This is a genomic window from Mycobacterium sp. NTMscope_MAC_269 (assembly GCF_976985695.1).
Map to the genome: position 1 here is coordinate 4,418,598 of NZ_OZ335668.1, position 20,425 is coordinate 4,439,022.

Consider the following 20,425-nt stretch of genomic DNA (forward strand, 5'->3'; position numbering starts at 1 on the left):
CGGTCACACCGAGTACTTCTCGATCAGCCCATTCTTGTAGAGCTTGCCGGTGTCGGTGCGCGGCAACTGCGCTTCGAAGGCGATCGATCGTGGACACTTGTAGTGCGCCAAGCGATCCCGCAGCCAGCTCAGCAGCTCGTCGGCGAACGCGTCGGTGGCGTCGGTGGGGTCGACGGTCTGCACGACCGCGGTGACGCGCTGGCCCATCTCGTCGTCGGGAACGCCGAACACCGCCGCGTCCATCACCTTGGGGTGGGTGACCAGAAGGTTCTCGGCTTCTTGCGGGTAGATGTTCACCCCGCCGGAGATGATCATGTGGTGGCGCCGGTCGGTGAGGTACAGGTAGCCCTCGTCATCGAGATAGCCGATGTCTCCGACGGTGGCCCAGCCGTGCTTGGAACGCGACGATGCGGTTTTCGTTGGGTCGTTGAGGTATTCGAACGAATACCCGCCCTCGAAGTAGATCTCGCCGGCCTGGCCGGGCGGCAGCTCCTCGCCGTTCTCGTCGAGGATGTGCACGGCACCACCCATGGGCTTGCCGACCGACCCCGGATGCGCCAGCCAGTCCTCGGCGGTGATCAGCGTCGAGCCGTGCGCCTCCGAGGAGGCGTAGTACTCGTCGATGATCGGCCCCCACCAGTCGATCATCTGCTTCTTGATCTCCACCGGGCAGGGCGCCGCCGCGTGCATCACCCGCTGCAGGCTGCTCAGGTCGTACGAATGGCGCACGTTCTCCGGCAGTTTCAGCATCCGGGTGAACATCGCGGGCACGAACTGGCCGTGCGTGACCCGGTGGCGCTGGATGGCGTCCAGGCAGCCCGCTGCGTCGAACTTCTCCATGACCACGGTGGTGATGCCGCCGGCCTGCGCGCTCATCGACCACACCGACGGCGCCGTGTGGTACAGCGGCGCGGGGCTGAGGTAGATCGAATCGGGCGTCATCCAGAAGCCGACGAGCGCCGACATCATGCCGGGCGCCTCGGCAGGGGGAACGTGCGGTAGCTCGCGCTTGATGCCCTTGGGCCGGCCGGTGGTTCCCGACGAGTACTGCAGCAGATCACCCTCGATTTCGTCGTCGATCGGGGTATCCGGTTGGCCGGCAACGCATTCCGGGTAGCGCTCCCAGCCTGCCAGGCCGTCTTCTCCTGCCCCGGCGGCGATCAGCAACAGTTCCGGTAGTCCGCGTGGCAGATGCTCGGCCAGGCCGGCGCAGGTTTCGCGCAGCGCGGCCGAGCCGATGATCGCCTTGGCGGCGCTGTTGTCGACGATGTAGGCGGCTTCCGCCGCGGTCAGGTGGGTGTTGATGGGCACGTAGTACAAACCGCTGCGGCGAGCAGCCCACATGACCGCGTGGATGTGCTCGTTGTTCTCCATCAGGATGGCGACCGTGTCACCCTCGCGCAGACCCGCCTGGCGGAACCGGTGCGCCAGGCGATTGGCGCGGGCCTCGAGGTCGTCGAAGGTGACGACCGTGCCGGAAGGGTGCAGGATGACAGCAGGTTTGTCGGCTCCGACATACGGGCGGATCTGCATGCGCAGACTGTACCGCCGCCAAACTTGACGGGTGTTAAGTGGTGGGTGGGCCCGGCGAGTTTCTGCGCCATTCCCGGCGCGGGGTGCGTGCCGCCAGCCATAATGCAGTCAAGTAGAGCGCCGTGGGCCTCGGTACCCGACCTTGGTCAGCAACGCGCGGCGGTATACGCGACTCTCGCACGGAGGTGCGCATGACCGCCGAGCCTGCCGCATCCTCGTTCGCCGTTTCCGACTACGTCGATGGCATGGAGCGGCTCGTCCATGCCATCCAGGAGCTGTCGCTGGCGCGCAGCCTGCCCGACCTCCAGCGCATCGTCCGCTCCTCGGCGCGTGCGCTCACCGGTTGTGACGGCGCGACGTTCGTGCTGCGCGACAACGACAGCTGCTACTACGCCGACGAAGACGCGATCGCCCCGCTGTGGAAGGGCAGCCGTTTCCCCATCAGGTCGTGCATCAGCGGTTGGGCGATGCTCAACCGCGACGCGGCGGTGATCCCCGACATCTACGGCGACCCGCGCATCCCGCACGCCCTGTACCGCCCCACCTTCGTCAAGAGCCTGGTAATGGTGCCCATCCGCAAACTCGAACCGATCGGCGCGATCGGCAATTACTGGGCCAGCCCGCATGACCCGTCCGACCAAGAGGTCCACCTGCTGCAGGCCCTGGCGGATTCGACGTCGATCGCGATGGAGAACGTCCAGGTCTACTCCGAGCTGGAACGGCGGGTGCGCGACCGCACCGCCGCGCTGGAGGACGCCAACGAGGAGATCCGGCGGCTGTCGGTCACCGACGAGCTGACCGGATTGAACAATCGTCGCGGCTTCTATCTGCTGGCCGAGCAGAAGCTTCGCGGGTCGCACCACCTCGGCCACAATTGCGTGCTCGCGTTCCTCGACGTCGACGGGCTCAAAAAGGTCAACGACGAGCAGGGCCACGACACGGGCGACAGCCTGATCAAAGACGTCGCCCGGGTGCTGCGCACCACCCGGCGCGAGTCCGACATCCTCGCCCGCATCGGCGGCGACGAATTCTGCGTGATGGTCACCGAAAGCGACGGCGACACCCCGCCCCTCGAAGAGCGTCTCGCGCTCGCCTTCGAAAACTTCAACAAGACCAGCGACCGGCCCTACCGTCTGTCGGCCAGCATCGGCTTCGTGCGGGCGCCCGTCTCCGACGCCGCCACCGTGGACGAATTACTCGCCCGCGCCGACGAACTCATGTACGCGGAGAAGAAGGCGCGACTCGCCGGCTGATCAGCCGACTCGCCGGCTCAGCCGGCTTCGGACAGCCGCTGCTTGAGCGCCTCGAACTCGTCGCGGACGCCGGTCGGCAGCTTCTCGCCGACGAACTCGAACCACTCCTCGATCAGCGGCAGTTCCTCGCGCCACTCGGCGGCGTTGACCGCCAGCGCCTGGGCGACCTCGTCGCTGCTGGCGTCGAGCCCGTCCAGGTCGAGGTCCTCGGCCTTGGGCACGATGCCGATCGGGGTGTCCTGTCCACCGGCCTTGTGCTCGATGCGGTCGACGATCCACTTGAGCACGCGGCTGTTCTCGCCGAAGCCGGGCCACAGGAACCCGCCGTCGGCGTCACGACGGAACCAGTTGACGAAGAACACCTTCGGCATCTTGGACTCGTCGGAGTTCTTACCCAGGTCGAGCCAGTGCTGGAAGTAGTCACCGACGTGGTAGCCCAGGAACGGCAGCATGGCCATCGGGTCGCGCCGGACGGTGCCGACCTTGCCCTCGGCGGCGGCGGTCTGCTCGCTGCCCATGGTGGCGCCCATGAACACGCCGTGCTGCCAGTCGCGAGCCTGCGTCACCAGCGGAACGGTGGTCTTGCGGCGCGCGCCGAACAGGATGCCCGAGATCGGCACGCCCTGCGGGTCGTCCCACTCCGGCGCCAGGATCGGGCACTGCGACATCGGCGTGCAGTAGCGCGAGTTCGGGTGGGCGGCCTTCTCGTCGGAGTCGGGCGTCCAGTCGCGGCCCTTCCAGTCGGTCAGGTGCTGCGGTTCGCCCTCGAGGCCCTCCCACCACACGTCGTTGTCGTCGGTGAGTGCGACGTTGGTGAAGACGGTGTTGCCGGCCTCGATGGTGCGCATGGCGTTGGGGTTGGACTTCCAGTTGGTGCCCGGCGCGACGCCGAAGAAGCCGAACTCGGGGTTGACCGCGTACAGCCGGCCGTCCTTGCCGAACCGCATCCAGGCGATGTCGTCGCCGAGCGTCTCGGCGCGCCAGCCCGGGATGGTCGGCTGCAGCATGGCCAGGTTGGTCTTGCCGCAGGCCGACGGGAACGCCGCGGCGAAGTAGTACGCCTTATTCTCCGGCGAGATGAGCTTGAGGATCAGCATGTGCTCGGCCAGCCAGCCCTCGTCGTGGGCCATGGCCGAGGCGATGCGCAGCGAGTAGCACTTCTTGCCCAGCAGGGCGTTACCGCCGTAACCCGAGCCGTAGCTCATGATCTCGCGGGTCTCCGGGAAGTGGGTGATGTATTTGGTGTCGTTGCACGGCCACGGGACGTCCTGCTGGCCCTCGTCCAGCGGCGCCCCGACCGAGTGCAGCGCCTTGACGAAGAACCCGTCGTCGCCCATCTTCTCGAGTGCGGCCTTGCCCATCCGGGTCATCACCTTCATCGAGATGACGACGTACTCGGAGTCGGTGATCTCCACACCCAGCTTGGGGTCGTCGGCGCCCAGCGGACCCATGCAGAACGGCACCACCCACATGGTGCGGCCCCGCATGCAGCCGCGGTACAGGTCGGTCATGATGGACCGCATCTCTGAGGGGTCCATCCAGTTGTTGGTGGGCCCGGCACCGCTTTCCTTCTCGGTGCAGATGAACGTCCGTGACTCCACCCGGGCCACGTCGGACGGGTCGGACAGCGCGAGGTAGGAGTTGGGGTGCTTCTTCTCGTTCAGCTTCTTCAGCGTGCCGGCCTCGACCAGTTGCCCGGCCAGCCGGTTGAACTCCTCGTCGGAGCCGTCAGCGAACACCACCCGGTCGGGCTGGGTGAGCTCGGCAACCTCCTGCACCCAGGACAGCAGGCCCTGGTGGTTGGTGGGTGCTGTGTCCAAACCGGGAATGGTCGCTGAGGTCATCGAACTCTCCTGGATTCGTCGCGTATCGGGCTGGTGTTGCTCGGTATGCCGTCGCCCACATAATTAAGGACTTGGTGGCGTTAACTACAGGTTATCGTGAGGAACTTGTCGGGGAAGTCTCGGGCGGGTATAAGCCTTCTCACAACAACGATTCAGAAGCTCCCGACGGGTCGCCATCTTCGCTCCTCGAAGCGGGTTTTTCGGTTTCGTCACCACCGACATCTTCGGCGGGACTTTCAGCCGTTTGTATAGGGGTTTGTATACCCGGTTCTCCGAGTTCTGCACGCACCGCCTCCAGCGCGGCGGCGACCGCGGGCATCTCCCGATCCCGCGCGGCCGCGGCCCGCGCGGCGGCCAGCGCGTGCTCGCGCAGTTCGGTGTCGATGACCGCGACCGCCGCGGACGCCTGCGCGTTCTCGGCCTCGTCGTGGGCCAGCAACGCTTTGCTCAGCAGCGACTCGGCGACCAGCACCCGGGTGGCGACCAGTTCCTCGACCACCGACCGCAATGAGGACGTCGCGTCGCCCGCCCAACGGTCCAGCAACCCCCGGTCATGCAGCAGGGCGCGAATGTTGATCACCAGGAAGGTGAGCGCCACCGAGATCGCCACGCACACCACCGCCGCGACTACGGCCAGCGCGGGGCTGAGCCGCGAGACCACCCCGCTCATCAGGCGGCTCAGCGTGAGCGCTACCCCCAGCCCAAAGCCGACGCCCAGCAAGACCATCAGCCAGGTTTCCTGCCGGCGCGACTTCAGCGGTGGGGGCGTGACGTCGACGGTCGGCAGCTTCTCGAGCGCCGGCAGCTCCACCGGCACGCCCACCACCTGCGCGACGTCGGCCAGCGCTGTGTCCGTGCCGTCGCTGACCTCGGCCACCACCGCGTCGAGGCGGGCCCGCGTGTGCGCCTCGAACCCCGACATGTCGCGCCGCGGCAATCTCGCCGCGTGTTCCTGCAGTTCGGTGCGCGCCGTCGCGCATTGGTTACGGGCAGAGTGCGACAACTGCACCCGAGCCTGCTGGATCTGGCCGCGCAGCGTGATGGTGCGTTCACTTTTCGCCTGGCGCCGCTGCTGCAACGCCGTGCTGCGTTCTTCGCGCAGCGCCTCGACCCGCGCGCGGCGACCGGATCCCTCGACGTCGCGGTCGAACCGCCGTTTGACCGTCTGCAGGCGAGATTCCCACGCCCGCAACCTGTTTCGCCGGGCAAGGTCGGGGTCGTCGAGTTGCGCCGCGACGGCGTCGACCAGGGCGTCGACGTCCGGCTCACCCGCATCGGGCAGGGCCGCCGCGCCCACCCACGGCACCCGGCCGTAGCGCGGCGAATGCCCGCCCAGCGTGTCGCGGTTGGCGGCGACGACCTCACGCCAGGTGCGGTGCACGTCGACCTTGGACACCACGCCCACCACCGCGTCGGTGTGCTCGGTCGCCGCGTCCAGCAGTGCACAGTCGGAGGCGCTCAGGTGGGCCGCCGCGGACACGACGAACACCACCGCCATCGGCACCTCGCCGGGTCCCAGGTCCGTCGACTCCACGAACTTGTGCTGCGGCAGGCGTCCTTGCAGCGCCGTGGCCACCGCGCTCACCCCGGCCATCCACGGGCCGGTCACCAGCACCACGTCGCAGCGGTGCACGGCCGGCGGATCCAGTTCCGGTGCGACAGCGGCAACCAGCGCGTCCACCTGTGCGATCTGATCGTGGCTCACCAGGTTTCCCCCGGCAGTGACGCGCAGGCCTGCGACCACAGCCGCAGCGATCCGCGGGCGATGTCCGCGCCGCAGGCGCGGTGCAGCTCGCTCGCCGAGGCCCGGCTGTAGCGCTGCCACTGCACCGCGCGGGGCAGGTGCGCGGCCGGGTCGCGATCAACGCCGGCCGGCTCGGGGCCGCCCGGGTCCAGTCCGGCCGCCTCGGCCAAATCCACCGCGGCCGCCATCCGGGCGACCACCGTGTCGTCGCGGGACAGGAACCCGCCGATCTGCTCGCCGAGCTCACCCCCGCCGGCGGCCAGCGCCTCTAATTCCGCGACGCCCGCGAGCACCCGCTGGTAGCGCGCCTCGGCGCCCAGCGCGCCGAGGCGCGCCAGCACGGCGTCGACGCCGCTCATCCGGCGCAGCAGGGTGCGCACCTGCGTCGGGGTTCTGCCCTGGCGGATGGCGGCGACGGCCAGCGCGGTGCCGAACAGGTCGAGGGTCTCGAGCAGGCGCTGACGCGCCGCGGCGGGCACCGGCCCCTCCGCCGCCAGGAACCCGGCGAACGAGCCGTCGAGGCACGCGGCGGCGCCGGGATGAGTGGCGAGCGTGTGCAGCGCCGCCCACAGCGGGTGGTCGTCGTCCAGCTCGTCAGTCGCGACCGCGAGCAGGCCGATCATGGGCTCCATGGGCGCCCCGATCAGCGCGGACAGGTCGGCGCACCGCGCCCGGGCGGCCGCGATCGGCCCGTCGCCGCGCCGGCCCGACAGATCGGCCTTGTTCAACACCGCCACCACCGGACGTTCAGCGGCCGCGATGGCGTGCGCGTCCTCGGGCTTGACCACCTCGGCGACCACGTAGACCACCGCATCGGCGTCGGGGTCGGGTCCCGCCGAGGTCAGCTGGAGGTCCGCCGCGATCCCCGACGCGCAGCCGGCGCGGCACAGGGCGCGCGCCACCGTGCGGCGGCCGACCCCGCGGCGGCCGCGAACCGCCACGCGCAGGGGTGCGGCGGTTCGCCTGGCGATCGCCGTCACGCGCGGGTCGACGAGACCGCCGGCAAACCGCGCCAGCTCGTCGACGAAAATCTGGTGTCCTTGTCCCCTCATATCCCGCCTGTTCGGTCCGAATGACCCGATCGTCCCGTCGCGGTCCCACCGAATGGTGGCATCCGCGTCGCCAAGAAGCGAGCCACCGTTAATCAGTTACCAGTTGAAGACAACTGTTGGGTATCAATCCGGACCAGGGGCGGCTACATCCGGTGTTTATAGGCCACCATGGACAAATGCATGCGCAGCGCGGGGTGGCAATGTCTGCCGACACGCCGACCGGGGAATCGCCCCGCCCCGAGCAGCGCTATCTTCCCGCGACGGCGTTCCGGTCGCGACGATCCGCGCTGTCCGACGCCCAGCGCCAGACGTGGGAGCGGCGCTGGCCCGAACTCGGCCTGTCGGTGGGCGCCCCCGCCGACGGGGCCGTCGACGAGCCGCCCCTGGACACCCGCTCGTGGTTCGGGCGCCAGGCGCCCCTGGTACTCGAAATCGGTTGCGGCAGCGGCACATCGACGCTGGCGATGGCCAAGGACGAGCCCGACGTCGACGTCGTCGCGGTGGAGATCTACCGCCGGGGGCTGGCGCAGCTGCTGTGCGCGATCGACCGCGACGCGGTGACCAACATCCGGTTGATCCGCGGCAACGCGCTCGACGTGCTGCAGCGGCTCATCGCCCCGGCTTCACTGACCGGCGTTCGCGTCTTCTTCCCCGATCCGTGGCCCAAGGCGCGCCACCACAAGCGGCGGTTCCTGCAGCCGGGCACGATTGGCTTGATAGCCGACCGGCTACTCCCTGGTGGTGTCCTGCACGTTGCGACGGACCACGCCGGCTACGCCGAACACATCGCCGCCCTCGACGCGGGCGAGCCCCGGCTGCGCCGGGCCGAACCCGACAGCCCGCTACCCATCTCGACCGTCCGCCCGACCACCAAGTACGAGACGAAGGCCCAAGAAGCGGGCAGCGCCGTCACCGAGTTCGTTTGGCTTAAACGATGAGTAGGCGATGAGCTATGAGCCTGACTGAGACGACCACGGCCGGAGCAGAATCGGTCGCGCCGCCGGGGGCACTGCCCGCCGATGGCGTCGGGTCCCCGGGCGACTTTTCGCCTCCGGGCGGACGCGTGCTGCTGGTCTGGGATGCCCCCAACCTCGACATGGGCCTGGGTTCGATCCTGGGTCGCCGCCCGACGGCCTTGGAGCGTCCGCGTTTCGACGCCCTGGGGCGCTGGCTGCTGGCGCGCACGGCCGAGGTCAGCGCCGAGCGTCCGGGCACGGTCGTCGAACCCGAGGCCACCGTGTTCACCAACATCGCGCCGGGCAGCGCCGACGTCGTGCGGCCCTGGGTGGACGCCCTGCGGAACGTGGGGTTCGCGGTATTCGCCAAGCCGAAGATCGATGAGGACAGCGACGTCGACCGCGACATGCTGGCCCATATCGAACTGCGGCGCACCGAGGGCCTGGCGGCGGTGGTGGTGGCGTCGGCCGACGGGCAAGCGTTTCGCCATCCGCTCGAGGAGATCGCTCGAACCGGAGTCAGCGTCCAGGTGATCGGATTTCGCGAACATGCGAGTTGGGCGCTAGCGTCGGATACCTTGGACTTCGTTGATCTGGAGGATATCTCCGGGGTCTTCCGGGAACCGTTGCCGCGGATCGGCCTAGATTCGTTGCCTGACCAGGGTGCATGGCTGCAGCCGTTCCGGCCGCTGTCAGCGCTGTTGACCGCGCGTGTGTGACACTGGAAAACCTGTGCGCGGATCGCTAGAGACTAAGTCGATCCAGTAAGGAGCTTGCGTGTTCGCCTGGTGGGGTCGAACTGTGTACCGGTATCGGTACATCGTGATCGGGGTCACGGTAGCTCTGTGCCTGCTCGGCGGCGTCTTCGGAATCAGCCTGGGCAAGCATGTTACACAGAGCGGCTTCTACGACGACGGCAGCCAATCCGTTAAGGCCTCGGTGCTGGGCGACCAGACCTACGGCCGCGACCGCACCAGCCACGTGGTGGCGACGTTCACCTCCCCCGACGGAAAGACAGTCGACGACCAGGCGTGGCGGACCAAGGTCGTCGGCGAACTCAACAAGTTCAAGACCGATCATCCCGACCAAGTCGTCGGGTGGGCCGGCTGGCTTGCGGCGCCCGACAGCACGAATCCCATCATCAAGGGCATGGTCAGCGAGGACAAGAAGCACACCTTCGTGTCCATCCCGCTGAAGGGCGACGACGACGACACGATCCTGAACAACTACAAGGCCATCGCGCCCGATCTGCAAAAGCTCAACGGCGGCAATGTGGAGCTGGCCGGCCTGGAGCCGATTGCCAGCGCCCTGACGGGGACGATCGCCAGCGACCAGAAGCTCTTGGAATACCTTGGGCTACCGATAGTCACGGTGGTGCTGTTCCTGGTGTTCGGCGGAGCGGTCGCCGCCGGCCTGCCGGTCATCGTGGGTGGGCTGAGCATCGCGGGCGCGTTGGGCATCCTGCGCTTCGCCGCCATCTTCGGCCCGGTGCACTTCTTCGCCCAGCCGGTGGTTTCGCTGATCGGTTTCGGTATCGCCATCGACTACGGGCTTTTCGTGGTGAGCCGTTTCCGGGAGGAAATCGCCGAGGGCTACGACACCGAGGCCGCCGTGCGAAGAACCGTGATGACGGCCGGCCGCACGGTTGTGTTCTCGGCGGCGCTGATCATTGCCTGCAGCGCCAGCCTGCTGGTGTTGCCGCAGGGCTTCGTGCACTCGCTGACCTACGCGATCTTCGCGGCGGTGGGACTTGCCGCGCTGCTGTCGATCACGTTCCTGCCGGCCTGCCTGGGCATCCTCGGCCGCCACATCGACGCGCTGGGGGTGCGGACGGCGTTCCGGGTGCCGTTCCTGCGGAACTGGAAGTATTCGCGGGCCTACCTCAACTGGCTCGCCGACCGGCTGCAGAAGACCAAAACCCGCGAAGAGGTCGAGGCCGGCTTCTGGGGCAAGCTCGTCACCCGGGTGATGAAGCGGCCGCTGGCGTTCGCCATCCCGATCGCCGTCGGCATGATCTTGCTGGTCATCCCGCTGGGCAACCTCTCGCTCGGCGGCATGAGCGAGAAGTACCTGCCGCCCGACAACGCCGTGCGCCTGGCGCAGGAGCACTTCGACAAGCAATTCCCCGGCTATCGCACCGAGCAGTTGACCGTGGTGATCCAGAGTGACAACCACAGCAAGGTCACCGACCAGCAGGTCGCCGACATCCGCAACAGGATCTCCTCGATCAACGGGTTCACCGACAAACAGTGGGAGGAGCGGGCCTGCCCGACCATCGCCGGGAACCCCTGCGTCGCCGGCCCGAACGGGACGACGGTGCCCAAGGACGGCTCGGTGCGGGTGATCCAGAACGGTCTGGCGAATCGCAATGACGCCGCCAAGAAGATCACCGAACTGCGGGCGGTGAACCCGCCGAAGGGACTGAACCTCTACATCGGCGGTACCCCGGCGCTCGAGCAGGACAGCATCCACAGCCTGTTCGACAGGGGTCCGCTGATGCTGGTGCTGCTGCTCAGCGCCAGCCTGCTGCTGATGTTCCTGGCGTTCGGGTCGGTGGTGTTGCCGATCAAGGCCGCACTGATGAGCGCGCTCACCCTGGGATCCACCCTGGGGATCCTGACGTGGATCTTCGTCGACGGCCACTTCTCGACGTGGCTGAACTTCACGCCGACCCCGTTGATGGTGGTGCTGATCGCGCTCGTCGTCGCCGTCGGCTTCGGTCTGGCCACCGACTACGAGGTCTTCCTGGTCTCGCGCATGGTCGAGGCGCGCGAACGGGGCATGTCGACCGCCGAGGCCATCCGGATCGGCACCGCGACCACGGGACGGCTGATCACGGCCGCCGCGCTGGTGCTCGCCGTGGTCGCCGGCTCCTTCATGTTCTCCGACCTGGTGATGATGAAGTATCTCGCGTTCGGGTTGGCGGCGGCGCTGCTGCTGGACGCCACCGTCGTCCGGATGTTCCTGGTGCCGTCGGTGATGAAGTTGCTCGGCGACGACTGCTGGTGGGCGCCGCGCTGGGCCCGACGCCTGCAGAATAAGATCGGGCTGGGCGAGATCGATCTGCCCGACGAGCGCAAGCGGCCGACGCTCAACGGGCGGCCTGCGCGGCCGCCGGTCGCGGCCAGCCTGGTCGCCGCGGCACCGCGTCCGCCGCACGACCCCACCCACCCCGCCGCGCTGGAACCGTCGCGCCCGTCGCGTCCCGCATCGGCCGGTCCGCCGGAGCCCAGGCCCGCCAAGGAACCGTCCCCCAAGGCGGACGACAGCGTCGACACCACCCGCATCCCGGCCCGGCCCAACCAACCGACCGAGGCCAAGACCACGCGTTTCTCCGCGCAGGGCGGCCCGGGAGCCCCGGGCCGGGACCGGCCGGCCGACCCGCGGCCCGCGGCCAAGCCCGCGCCGCAGACCCCGTCCGCACCCCAGCGGCCCCCGGCGCCGGCGGCGCCGTCCGGCGATCAGACGCGAGCCATCCCCGTCCCGGGCAAAGGTGCCGACGACACCAACAGCGACGCGGCGAGCGACGCGGTGAACTCCCGCGGTCAGGGCGAGAACGGCGACCCCGCGCGGCAGCGGCGCCGCTCCGGCGGCGGCCTGTCCGCCGCGGACCTGCTGCGCCGCGAGGGACGGCTATAGCCCCGCGCCCCGGCGCCTCCTGACGCCGCTACCCGTTGGAGCCGTCGCCCGGTTGGTCCGGCTCGGCCTGCAGGATGGCGTTCTTCTCGTCCGCCTCCTCGGTCTGCTTTTCGGCTTCCGCCTCGGGATTCGGCGCCAGCAGCACCTGGAACGCGTTGTTGAGGAAGGCGACCGTCGGGACGGCCAGCAGGGCGCCGACGATCCCGGCAAGCACGCCGCCGGTGGAAATGGCCAGCACCACGGCGAGCGGGTGAATCGAGACCGCGCGGCCCATCACCAGCGGTTGCAGCAGGTGGGCCTCGATCTGGTTGACCGCGATCAGCACCCCGAGCGTGATCAGCGCGTACACGACGCCCTTGGCGAGCAGCGCGACCACCACGGCCAGCAGTCCCGACACCAGCGCACCGATCAGCGGGATGAAAGCGCCCAGGAACACCAGCGAGGCCAGCGGCAGCGCCAGCGGGATGCCCATGATCGCCAGGCCGGCGCCGACCCCGGCCGCGTCGGTCAGCGCCACCAGGAACGTGGCCCGCACGTACCCGATCAGCGAGCCGTACCCGGCGTTGCCCGCCTCGTGCACCCGGTCGCGGACGTCGGACGGGATGATCTGCACCACGTACTGCCAGATGTTGCGCCCACCGTAGAGAAAGAAGATCAGCGTGAACAACACCAGCACCGCCGCGGTGACCAGTTCCGTGACGGTGGCCGCGGTCGACAGCGCGCCGCTGGTCAGCTTCGCCTGATTGTTGTGCAGCGCCTCGATCGCGGCGTTGCCCGCGCTGTCGATCTGTTCGCTGCGCAAATGCGCCGGCCCGTTGATCAGCCACCGGCGGGTCGACTCGATGCTCTGCGTCACCTGTTCGGTGAGGCCGGGCAGGCCGTCGATGAACTGCAGGATGACGAACGCCAGGATGCCGCCCAGGATCGCGAAGCCACCCAGTAGCACCAGCGCCACCGCGCCACCGCGGGGCAGGCCGCGCCGGTCCAACCAGTCGACCACCGGCACCAGCAAGGCGCTCAGCAGCAATGCCACCAGCACCGGGACGACGATGACTTCGAGTTTCTTGATCACCCACAGCAGGGCGACCGCGGCGGTCAGGATGACGAGCAAACGCCACGCCCAGGCTGCGGTCTTGCGTACTACGGGTTCAACCGACGCGTCGTCGACGTTTGCTGACATCTGGCCAGCCTATCGGTAGCGGCGCCGCCCCGAACCTGTTCACAACGCCTGACGAAGGCTTGCGCGTCGCCCGCAGCAGTCGGAGCCGGCACGATCCGGTTACGACGGCGACACGGACGGCGGCGCGCACCGATCGCCGCGCCACCTGCACCGTTACCCTAAATCACGTGTCGCACGACGCACCCGCCCGCAATCTCGACTTCCCGCGCGAACAAACCCCGCGCGGGAAGTACTGGTGGGTGCGCTGGGTCATCCTCGGCATGGTTGCCATCGTGCTCGTCGTCGAGGTTTCCCTGGGCTGGGATCAGCTGGCCAAAGCGTGGATGAGCCTGTACGAGGCGAACTGGTGGTGGTTGCTCGCCTCCGTGGTGGCGGCGGCCGCGTCGATGCACAGCTTTGCTCAGATCCAGCGCACCCTGCTCAAGTCGGCCGGGGTGCACGTCAAGCAGCTGCGCTCGGAGGCCGCGTTCTACGCAGCCAACTCGCTGAGCACCACACTGCCCGGCGGACCCGTCTTGTCGGCGACGTTCCTGTTCCGGCAGCAGCGGCTCTGGGGCGCCTCGACGGTGGTCGCGTCGTGGCAGCTGGTGATGTCGGGCGTGCTGCAGGCGGTGGGATTGGCTTTGCTCGGGCTGGGCGGCGCCTTCCTGCTGGGCGCGAAGAACAACCCCTTCTCGTTGCTGTTCACGCTCGGCGGTTTCGTCGCCCTGCTGCTGCTGGCGCAGGCCGTGGCGTCGCGGCCGGAGCTGATCGAAGGCATCGGCAGCCGGGTGCTGGCGTGGGTCAACTCGGTGCGCGGCAGGCCGGCGGACACCGGCCTGGACAAGTGGCGCGAGACGCTGATGCAGCTCGAGTCGGTGAGCCTGGGGCGTCGCGACCTGGGGGTGGCGTTCGGGTGGTCGATGTTCAACTGGGTCGCCGACGTCGCCTGCCTCGGCTTCGCCGCCTACGCCGCCGGGGACCACGCGTCGGTGGCCGGGCTGACCGTCGCCTATGCCGCGGCCCGAGCCGTCGGCACCATCCCGCTGATGCCCGGCGGGCTACTGGTCGTCGAGGCGGTGCTGGTGCCGGGCCTGGTCTCGAGCGGGATGTCACTGTCGAGCGCGATCTCGGCCATGCTGATCTATCGGCTGATCAGCTGGCTGCTCATCGCCGCGGTCGGCTGGGTGGTGTTCTTCTTCGTGTTCCGCACCGAGAACGCAGACGGGGGAGCCGACTCCTACGACGACCCGATCACGGGTCCGCTGCCGATCGTGCAGCCACCGAGCGGCCCTTCCGCCGACCCGACCGAGGCCGCCCTGCAGGGGCCGCTACCGCCGGACCCGAATCCGGAAACCGAGAAGTAGCGCTGAGCGCCTAGCCGACGGTGTTGCCGCGCGGCGGGCCCGAGAGCGGGTTGGGGGCGGCGGGAGCGGGCTGCGGCGCGGCGGGCGGGGCGCCCGTTCCACCCAGCGGCGAGGCGCCCGCGGGGTTACCGGGCAGCGCGGGGAGCGCGCCGGCGGCGCCTTGGGCCTGCTGCATCATGCCCATCATCTGGGGGATCGAGATCGGCAGCTTGCACTGCAGCGACAGGTTGGTCAGCGGCTGCGCGATGGAGGTCATGTCACCGGCGACCTTGGGGTTGGCATCGAAGTAGGACTTCAGCCCGCTCAACGACTGCGGCCCCGCCTGCTGCTGCAGCATCGAGGTCATCGTCTGGTTGGTCTCCGGGTGCGAATCCAGGTAGTCGCCCATCGATTTGGACACCGAGCCGATGGTGCGGGCGACCTCGCTGGCCGCGCACGGGTCGTTGGCGCCGGTGGCCGGCGGCCCGGCGAGCACCGCGAGGGCGGCGCCGGGCACGGTGGCGGCGATCAGCCCGGCGAAGATTCTGCGACGCCGTCCAGCGCTGCCTGTCGTCATGGAGAACTCCTTACAGTTTGCGCGGATCGCCAAGCAGGGGCGCCTCGCAAACAGCTGCAATGGACGGCCTCACCGATGATCGACCCCCTGCATCCCCCGGGGACCCGCCAGGCCAACCGACATCCTGCCACCGCCGATATCCCCCGGCCAGCCCCGAACTGCGGATGTGACCGACATCCCGCTTGATCACCGGTTCACAACGACTCCGCAGCTTCTTGGCAACGACGCCGTCACCGCAGCTCAGGAACTACATAACCCCACATAAAGCACAGCGTGCTCCGGTATCGTCGCCTGCACGCGTTACGCGAGAACCGGGGAGCGAGAAAAATCCAGCAGTTAATGATGCGCCTCAGCCGCAGCCTGCGTAAGTACCGCTGGTTGGTCTTCACGGGCTGGTTGCTGGCATTGGTTCCCGCGGTCTACCTGGCGCTGACGCAATCGGGCAACCTGACCGGCGGCGGTTTCGACGTGGCCGGTTCCCAGTCGCTGGCGGTCCACGACCAGCTCGAGGAGCTCTACCACGACCAGGGCGGCTCGTCGCTGGCGCTGGTGGCCGCGCCCCGCGCCGACGCCAGCTACCAGGACATGAACGAGGCGGTCGCGCAGCTGCGTCGACTCGCCACCGAGCTCCCGGGCACCGCGGAGATCCCCAACCCTACCCAGCGGCCACCGCAGCCCGACCGCCCGTACGTGCTGTCGGTGCGGCTGGATTCCAAGAACACGAGCGACGTGGCCAAGAAGCTCCGCACCAAGGTCGGCATCAAGGGCGACCAGCCCGGCCAGACCGCCAACGGGCGGGTGCGGCTCTACGTCATCGGGCAGGGCGCGCTGTCCGCCGCCGCCGCGGCCAACACCAAGCACGACATCGCCGCCGCCGAGAAGTGGAATCTGCCGGTCATCCTGATCGTCCTGCTCGCCGTGTTCGGGTCCCTGGCCGCCGCGGCTATCCCCTTGGCCTTGGGTGTGTGCACGGTCGTGGTGACGATGGGCCTGGTCTACCTGTTGTCCGCCTACACCACCATGTCGGTGTTCGTGACCTCGACGGTGTCGATGTTCGGGATCGCGCTGGCCGTGGACTATTCGCTGTTCATCTTGATGCGCTTCCGGGAGGAACTGCGGACCGGGCGCCAGCCCCGCGAGGCCGTCGACGCCGCGATGGCCACCTCGGGGCTGGCGGTCGTGTTGTCCGGCGCCACCGTCATCGCCTCCCTCACCGGGATCTACGTGATCAACACCCCGGCGCTGAAATCGATGGCCACCGGCGCGATCCTGGCCGTCGCCGTCGCGATGTTGACGTCGACGACGCTCACACCGGCGGCGCTGGCGACGTTCGGCCGGGCCGCCGCCAAGCGGTCGGGCTTCCTGCACTGGTCGCGCCGGCCCGAAAGCACCCAGTCTCGGTTCTGGAACCGGTGGATCGGATGGGTGATGCGCCGGCCGTGGATGTCCGCGCTGGCGGCGTCGCTGGTGCTGCTTGTGATGGCCGCCCCCGCGGCGTCAATGGTGTTGGGCAACAGCCTGTTACGCCAGTTCGACTCGTCCCACGAGATCCGGGCCGGCGTCGGCGCGGCCGCCCAGGCGCTCGGTCCGGGGGCGCTGGGCCCGATCCGGGTGCTGGTCAACTTCCCCGACGGCGGGGCGGCCTCGCCCGAACACAGCCACACCGTCGGCGCCGTCCGCCAGCGGATGACGCAGGCACCGAACATCGTCTCGGTGTCGCCGCCCCAATACGCCGAGGACAACGGCAGCGCGCTGCTGTCGGCGGTGTTGTCGGTGGACCCCGAGGACATGCGGGCCCGCGAAACCGTGGGCTGGATGCGCGCGCAGCTCCCCAAGGTCCCCCAGGTGGGGACGGCACGCGTGGATGTCGGCGGCCCGACCGCGCTGATCAAAGACTTCGACGACCAGGTCTCGGCGACCGAGCCGTTCGTGCTGGGTTTCGTCGCGCTGATCGCGTTCGTGATGCTGCTGGTGTCCATCCATTCGGTGTTCTTGGCGCTCAAGGGCGTCCTGATGACGTTGCTGTCGGTCGCGGCCGCCTACGGCAGTTTGGTGATGGTGTTCCAGTGGGGGTGGCTGAAGGACCTCGGCTTCGCCCAGATCAGCTCGATCGACAGCACCGTTCCCCCGCTGGTGCTGGCGATGACCTTCGGGCTGTCGATGGACTACGAGATCTTCCTGCTCACCCGCATCCGCGAACGTTTCCTGCACTCGGGCAACACGCGTGACGCGGTGGCCTACGGCGTGAGCACCAGCGCGCGCACCATCACCAGCGCGGCGCTGATCATGATCGCGGTGTTCGTCGGATTCGCGTTCGCCGGCATGCCGCTGGTGGCCGAGATCGGCGTGGCGTGCGCGGTGGCGATCGCCGTGGACGCCACCGTGGTGCGGCTGGTGATGGTTCCGGCGCTGATGGCGATGTTCGCCCAGTGGAACTGGTGGCTGCCGCCGTGGCTGTCCCGCGTGCTGCCGTCGGTCGACTTCGACCGGCCACTGCCGGAGGTCGACCTCGGCGACGTCGTGGTCATCCCCGACGACATCTCGGCGCTGGTGGCGCCCAGCGCCGACCTGCGGATGGTGCTCAAGTCCGCCGCCAAGCTCAAGCACCTGGCGCCCGACGCCATCTGCGTCACCGATCCGCTGGCGTTCAGCGGCTGCGGGCGCAGCGCCGGTCAGGCGGCGCCGGCGGGCCCCGACGAAGAACGGACCCGGGGGCTGGGGCCCGGGCAGATCCCCCACCAGGTCGCCCTGAGCGAGGCGAAGCTCGCGGTCGGGGTCGGCGCGGGCGAGAGAAAGACCGGCACCAACGGCCATACCAACGGTTCGTCGGGGGCCAAGAAGCTGGTCGGCGGGCTGGCCTCACGCAATGGGCGCAACGGGATCGCCAAAGCCATCTCCGGGTCGGACCGGCCCGTTCATCCGGTGACGCTGTGGCGCGGCCGGCTGTCGGTCGCGATCGATGCGCTCGAGGCGGACCCGGACGCCGTGCCGGCCGGGGCCACCGACCGACCGAAATACGCGCGGCGCAGCCCGGTGGAAACCACCCACGTGCAGTTGCCCACCGGCGACCGCTTGCTGGTCCCGACCGGCGCGGAAACCCTGCGGCTCAAGGGCTACCTCATCATGTGCCGTAACAGCCGCCGCGATTATGCCGACTTTGCAGACATGGTGGATTCGTTGGAACCCGAGACCGCCGCGGTGGTGCTGGCCGGAATGGACAGGTATTACTGTTGTGAATCGTCAAGGCGGCAATGGATCGCCACCCAGTTGGTCCGTCGACTCGCAGATCCCGATCCGTGCGACTACCCGGAAGACCAGGGGTCGGAAGCCGACACGAACTCGGACTGGGAGGGGATCAGGGAGCGCTGCCTGTCCGTGGCGGTAGCGATGCTGGAGGAGGCGAGGTGACGTTGGCGGGCGCCCGCAACGAATTCAGCCCCCCACCGCCGCCCCGCCGGCCGGCCCCTGAGCAGCGCAACCGAGACGGGGGCCCGTCCGGATCCGTCCCGGACCTGGACCAGCCGGTGGAGTTCTGGCCGACCGCGGCCATCCGTTCGGCCCTGCAGGGCGGAGACATCGCCACCTGGAAGCGCATCGCCGGCGCGTTGAAGCGCGACCCGTACGGGCGCACCGCCCGCCAGGTGGAAGAGGTCCTCGGCGGCACCCGGCCCTACGGCATCGCCAAGGCGCTGTGGGAGGTGCTCGAGCGCGCCCGCACCCACCTGGATGCCAACGAGCGCGCCGAGGTGGCGCGCCACGTGCGGCTGCTGATCGACCGCTCGGGGCTGGGGCAGCAGGAATTCGCGTCTCGCATCGGCGTCAGCGCCGAGGAACTGGGCGGCTACCTCGACGGCAGCACCAGCCCGACGGCCGCGCTGATGATCCGGATCCGCCGATTGTCGGACCGGTTCGTCAAGGTGAAGTCCGGCCCGTCGGCCGAATCCAACTGAGCTATCTGATCGGCAGCACGTCGGCGACCAGCCAGTCGCTGCCGCGCTTGGTCAGCGTCACCCGCAGGGCGGGCGCCGCCTGACTCGGTGGCTGGCCCGGCGCGTTCTGGGTCACCCGCAGGATCACCGCCACGCTGGCCGCCGACGGCCCGAGCGCCTCGACGCCGGCCGACACCGTCGCGGCCTGGGCGGTGACGTTGTGCTGGCCCAGCTCGGCGCTGGACTTGGTGTACTGCTCCTTGAACGCGGCGGCGTGCTCGGGGACGACCATGGCCGCGGCCTGGTCGATGGAACCGGTCGGTGCGGTGGGGCTGAACGACGCCATGGCCTCTGCCATGCCGGTGGCGATCCGCACGACCGTGCGGGAGTCGTCGGTGAAGTCGCGGTCTGCCTTCGTCCAGTGCGTGTAGCCGGTCGCGACGGCCGCCGCCAGGGCGGCCGTGCACAGCAGGACCACCGCCAGCCGCAGCCCCGGCGCGTCGTCGTCGGTGCCGAGGCTGACCGAGTCGCGGCGCAGCAGCCAGAAATTGATCAGCACGCCCTCGACGATCAGCAGGACCAGCACCGAGCAGGACGACACCCACCACAGCGGCCAGCCGAGCACCGCCCCGATGGCCAACAGCGCGGCGATCGCGGCCAGCGGGGCCGCGATGTCGAATGCGAACAGTCGCCAGACGTTTCTCATCGGATCGAGCTCAGCCCGGAGATCATCAGCTTGCCGTCCACGTTGGACACGTCCAGGCGCAGGTTCCAGTGCACGGTCTGCGGTTTGGCGCCGACGTTTTCGCTGACCGACGTGGCGACCAGCATCACCGAGTCGGTCCGGGTCGCAAAAGGCGGCAACTTGGTGGTGATGGACTCCGATCCCGGGGGCCGCGCGGCGCCCGGCTGGGCGTCCAGCTCGTGGTGCACGGTTTCGATCGCCACCGCGTTGATCCGCCCGGCGCTCTTGGACTGCAGCTTTTCCACCACGGCGCGGTAGGGCTGCACGGCGGCGTCGAAGTCGGTGTTGAGTTCGCCGACGGTGCCGTCGTGCAGCCGCTGCAGGCTGGCATCGACGTTGCCGCTGTTCATGTTGATCAGCACGTTCGTCCACTCGGCGGCGGTCTGCATGACGCGGCTCAGATAGCCGCGCTCGGCGACCTGGTCGCGGTGGCCGGACCAGATGAAGACCCCGAGCACCACAGCGGCTACCGACAGCACGCCGAGAACCGTCGACGCGACGCCGTAGTGGGAGAAGACGCCATCGCCGGATTCTGGGGCGTCGGCGTCTGCGTTCGAGTACCCGTCGTCGCCGGAGTCGACGTCGACGTCGACGTCGACGGAATCTTCGTCGGCAGGTGGCTCGGTGCGCGCGCCCTCGGACATGGCC

The 20,425-nt window shown here is 69.0% G+C and carries 15 protein-coding genes; 7 read left to right on the top strand and 8 right to left on the bottom strand.

Annotation, left to right across the window (positions count from 1 at the left end; genetic code table 11):
• Positions 1-3: 3 nt before the first annotated feature.
• Positions 4-1,533 carry a fatty-acid--CoA ligase FadD4 gene (gene fadD4, locus ACZ50Z_RS20940; protein WP_464485262.1) on the bottom strand — a complete coding sequence of 510 codons (1,530 nt, stop codon included), beginning with the start codon at positions 1,531-1,533 and terminating at the stop codon, positions 4-6.
• 191 nt (positions 1,534-1,724) lie between these two features.
• Here fadD4 and ACZ50Z_RS20945 point away from each other — a divergent pair, with 191 nt between their 5' ends.
• A complete protein-coding gene (locus tag ACZ50Z_RS20945) occupies positions 1,725-2,786 on the top strand; it encodes a GGDEF domain-containing protein (RefSeq protein ID WP_464485263.1) in 1,062 nt (353 codons plus the stop codon).
• 17 nt (positions 2,787-2,803) lie between these two features.
• On the opposite strand, the gene ACZ50Z_RS20950 is transcribed toward ACZ50Z_RS20945, so the two are convergent.
• The 3 genes from ACZ50Z_RS20950 to ACZ50Z_RS20960 form a co-directional block, all read right to left on the bottom strand.
• Entirely contained in the window at positions 2,804-4,630 is a 1,827-nt protein-coding gene (locus ACZ50Z_RS20950) for a phosphoenolpyruvate carboxykinase (GTP) (RefSeq protein ID WP_464485264.1), read from the bottom strand.
• Between the two features lie 139 nt (positions 4,631-4,769).
• Complete coding sequence (locus ACZ50Z_RS20955) at positions 4,770-6,335, bottom strand: hypothetical protein (protein WP_464485265.1); 1,566 nt, start codon at positions 6,333-6,335, stop codon at positions 4,770-4,772.
• On the bottom strand, positions 6,332-7,426 hold the full coding sequence (locus tag ACZ50Z_RS20960) for a hypothetical protein (protein ID WP_464485266.1): 1,095 nt from the start codon (positions 7,424-7,426) through the stop codon (positions 6,332-6,334). The genes ACZ50Z_RS20955 and ACZ50Z_RS20960 overlap by 4 nt, the downstream gene beginning before the upstream one ends.
• 158 nt (positions 7,427-7,584) lie before the next feature.
• Between ACZ50Z_RS20960 and trmB the strand changes: the two genes are divergently transcribed.
• Genes trmB through mmpL3 form a run of 3 tightly spaced genes read left to right on the top strand, consistent with a single transcriptional unit; the run spans position 7,585 to position 12,021 of the window.
• Complete coding sequence (gene trmB, locus ACZ50Z_RS20965; protein WP_464486334.1) at positions 7,585-8,364, top strand: tRNA (guanosine(46)-N7)-methyltransferase TrmB; 780 nt, start codon at positions 7,585-7,587, stop codon at positions 8,362-8,364.
• A gap of 14 nt (positions 8,365-8,378) precedes the next feature.
• Positions 8,379-9,101, top strand: a complete 723-nt coding sequence (locus tag ACZ50Z_RS20970; RefSeq protein ID WP_464485267.1) for an NYN domain-containing protein — start codon at positions 8,379-8,381, stop codon at positions 9,099-9,101.
• Between the two features lie 58 nt (positions 9,102-9,159).
• The gene (gene mmpL3, locus ACZ50Z_RS20975; protein ID WP_464485268.1) at positions 9,160-12,021 is read left to right on the top strand and encodes a trehalose monomycolate exporter MmpL3; all 2,862 of its coding nucleotides are present in this window, start codon (positions 9,160-9,162) and stop codon (positions 12,019-12,021) included.
• Between the two features lie 28 nt (positions 12,022-12,049).
• Here mmpL3 and ACZ50Z_RS20980 read toward each other — a convergent pair whose 3' ends face one another.
• Positions 12,050-13,201: an AI-2E family transporter gene (locus ACZ50Z_RS20980; RefSeq protein WP_464485269.1), complete on the bottom strand. Its 1,152-nt coding sequence runs from the start codon at positions 13,199-13,201 to the stop codon at positions 12,050-12,052.
• Positions 13,202-13,368: 167 nt separating this feature from the next.
• Between ACZ50Z_RS20980 and ACZ50Z_RS20985 the strand changes: the two genes are divergently transcribed.
• Positions 13,369-14,547: a lysylphosphatidylglycerol synthase transmembrane domain-containing protein gene (locus tag ACZ50Z_RS20985; RefSeq protein ID WP_464485270.1), complete on the top strand. Its 1,179-nt coding sequence runs from the start codon at positions 13,369-13,371 to the stop codon at positions 14,545-14,547.
• Positions 14,548-14,557: 10 nt separating this feature from the next.
• Here ACZ50Z_RS20985 and ACZ50Z_RS20990 read toward each other — a convergent pair whose 3' ends face one another.
• The gene (locus ACZ50Z_RS20990; RefSeq protein WP_464485271.1) at positions 14,558-15,103 is read right to left on the bottom strand and encodes a hemophore; all 546 of its coding nucleotides are present in this window, start codon (positions 15,101-15,103) and stop codon (positions 14,558-14,560) included.
• A 339-nt stretch (positions 15,104-15,442) separates the two neighbouring features.
• Between ACZ50Z_RS20990 and ACZ50Z_RS20995 the strand changes: the two genes are divergently transcribed.
• Entirely contained in the window at positions 15,443-18,511 is a 3,069-nt protein-coding gene (locus ACZ50Z_RS20995; RefSeq protein ID WP_464485272.1) for an MMPL family transporter, read from the top strand.
• Positions 18,508-19,053: an XRE family transcriptional regulator gene (locus ACZ50Z_RS21000; RefSeq protein WP_464485273.1), complete on the top strand. Its 546-nt coding sequence runs from the start codon at positions 18,508-18,510 to the stop codon at positions 19,051-19,053. The genes ACZ50Z_RS20995 and ACZ50Z_RS21000 overlap by 4 nt, the downstream gene beginning before the upstream one ends.
• 1 nt (position 19,054) lies before the next feature.
• Here the strand turns inward: ACZ50Z_RS21000 and ACZ50Z_RS21005 are convergent, their stop codons facing one another.
• Positions 19,055-19,738 (bottom strand): hypothetical protein, encoded by a 684-nt coding sequence (locus tag ACZ50Z_RS21005; RefSeq protein WP_464485274.1) that lies wholly within the window; start codon positions 19,736-19,738, stop codon positions 19,055-19,057.
• Positions 19,735-20,421, bottom strand: coding sequence for a hypothetical protein (locus ACZ50Z_RS21010; RefSeq protein WP_464485275.1), 687 nt, complete (start codon positions 20,419-20,421; stop codon positions 19,735-19,737). The genes ACZ50Z_RS21005 and ACZ50Z_RS21010 overlap by 4 nt, the downstream gene beginning before the upstream one ends.
• Between the last annotated feature and the right edge of the window lie 4 nt (positions 20,422-20,425).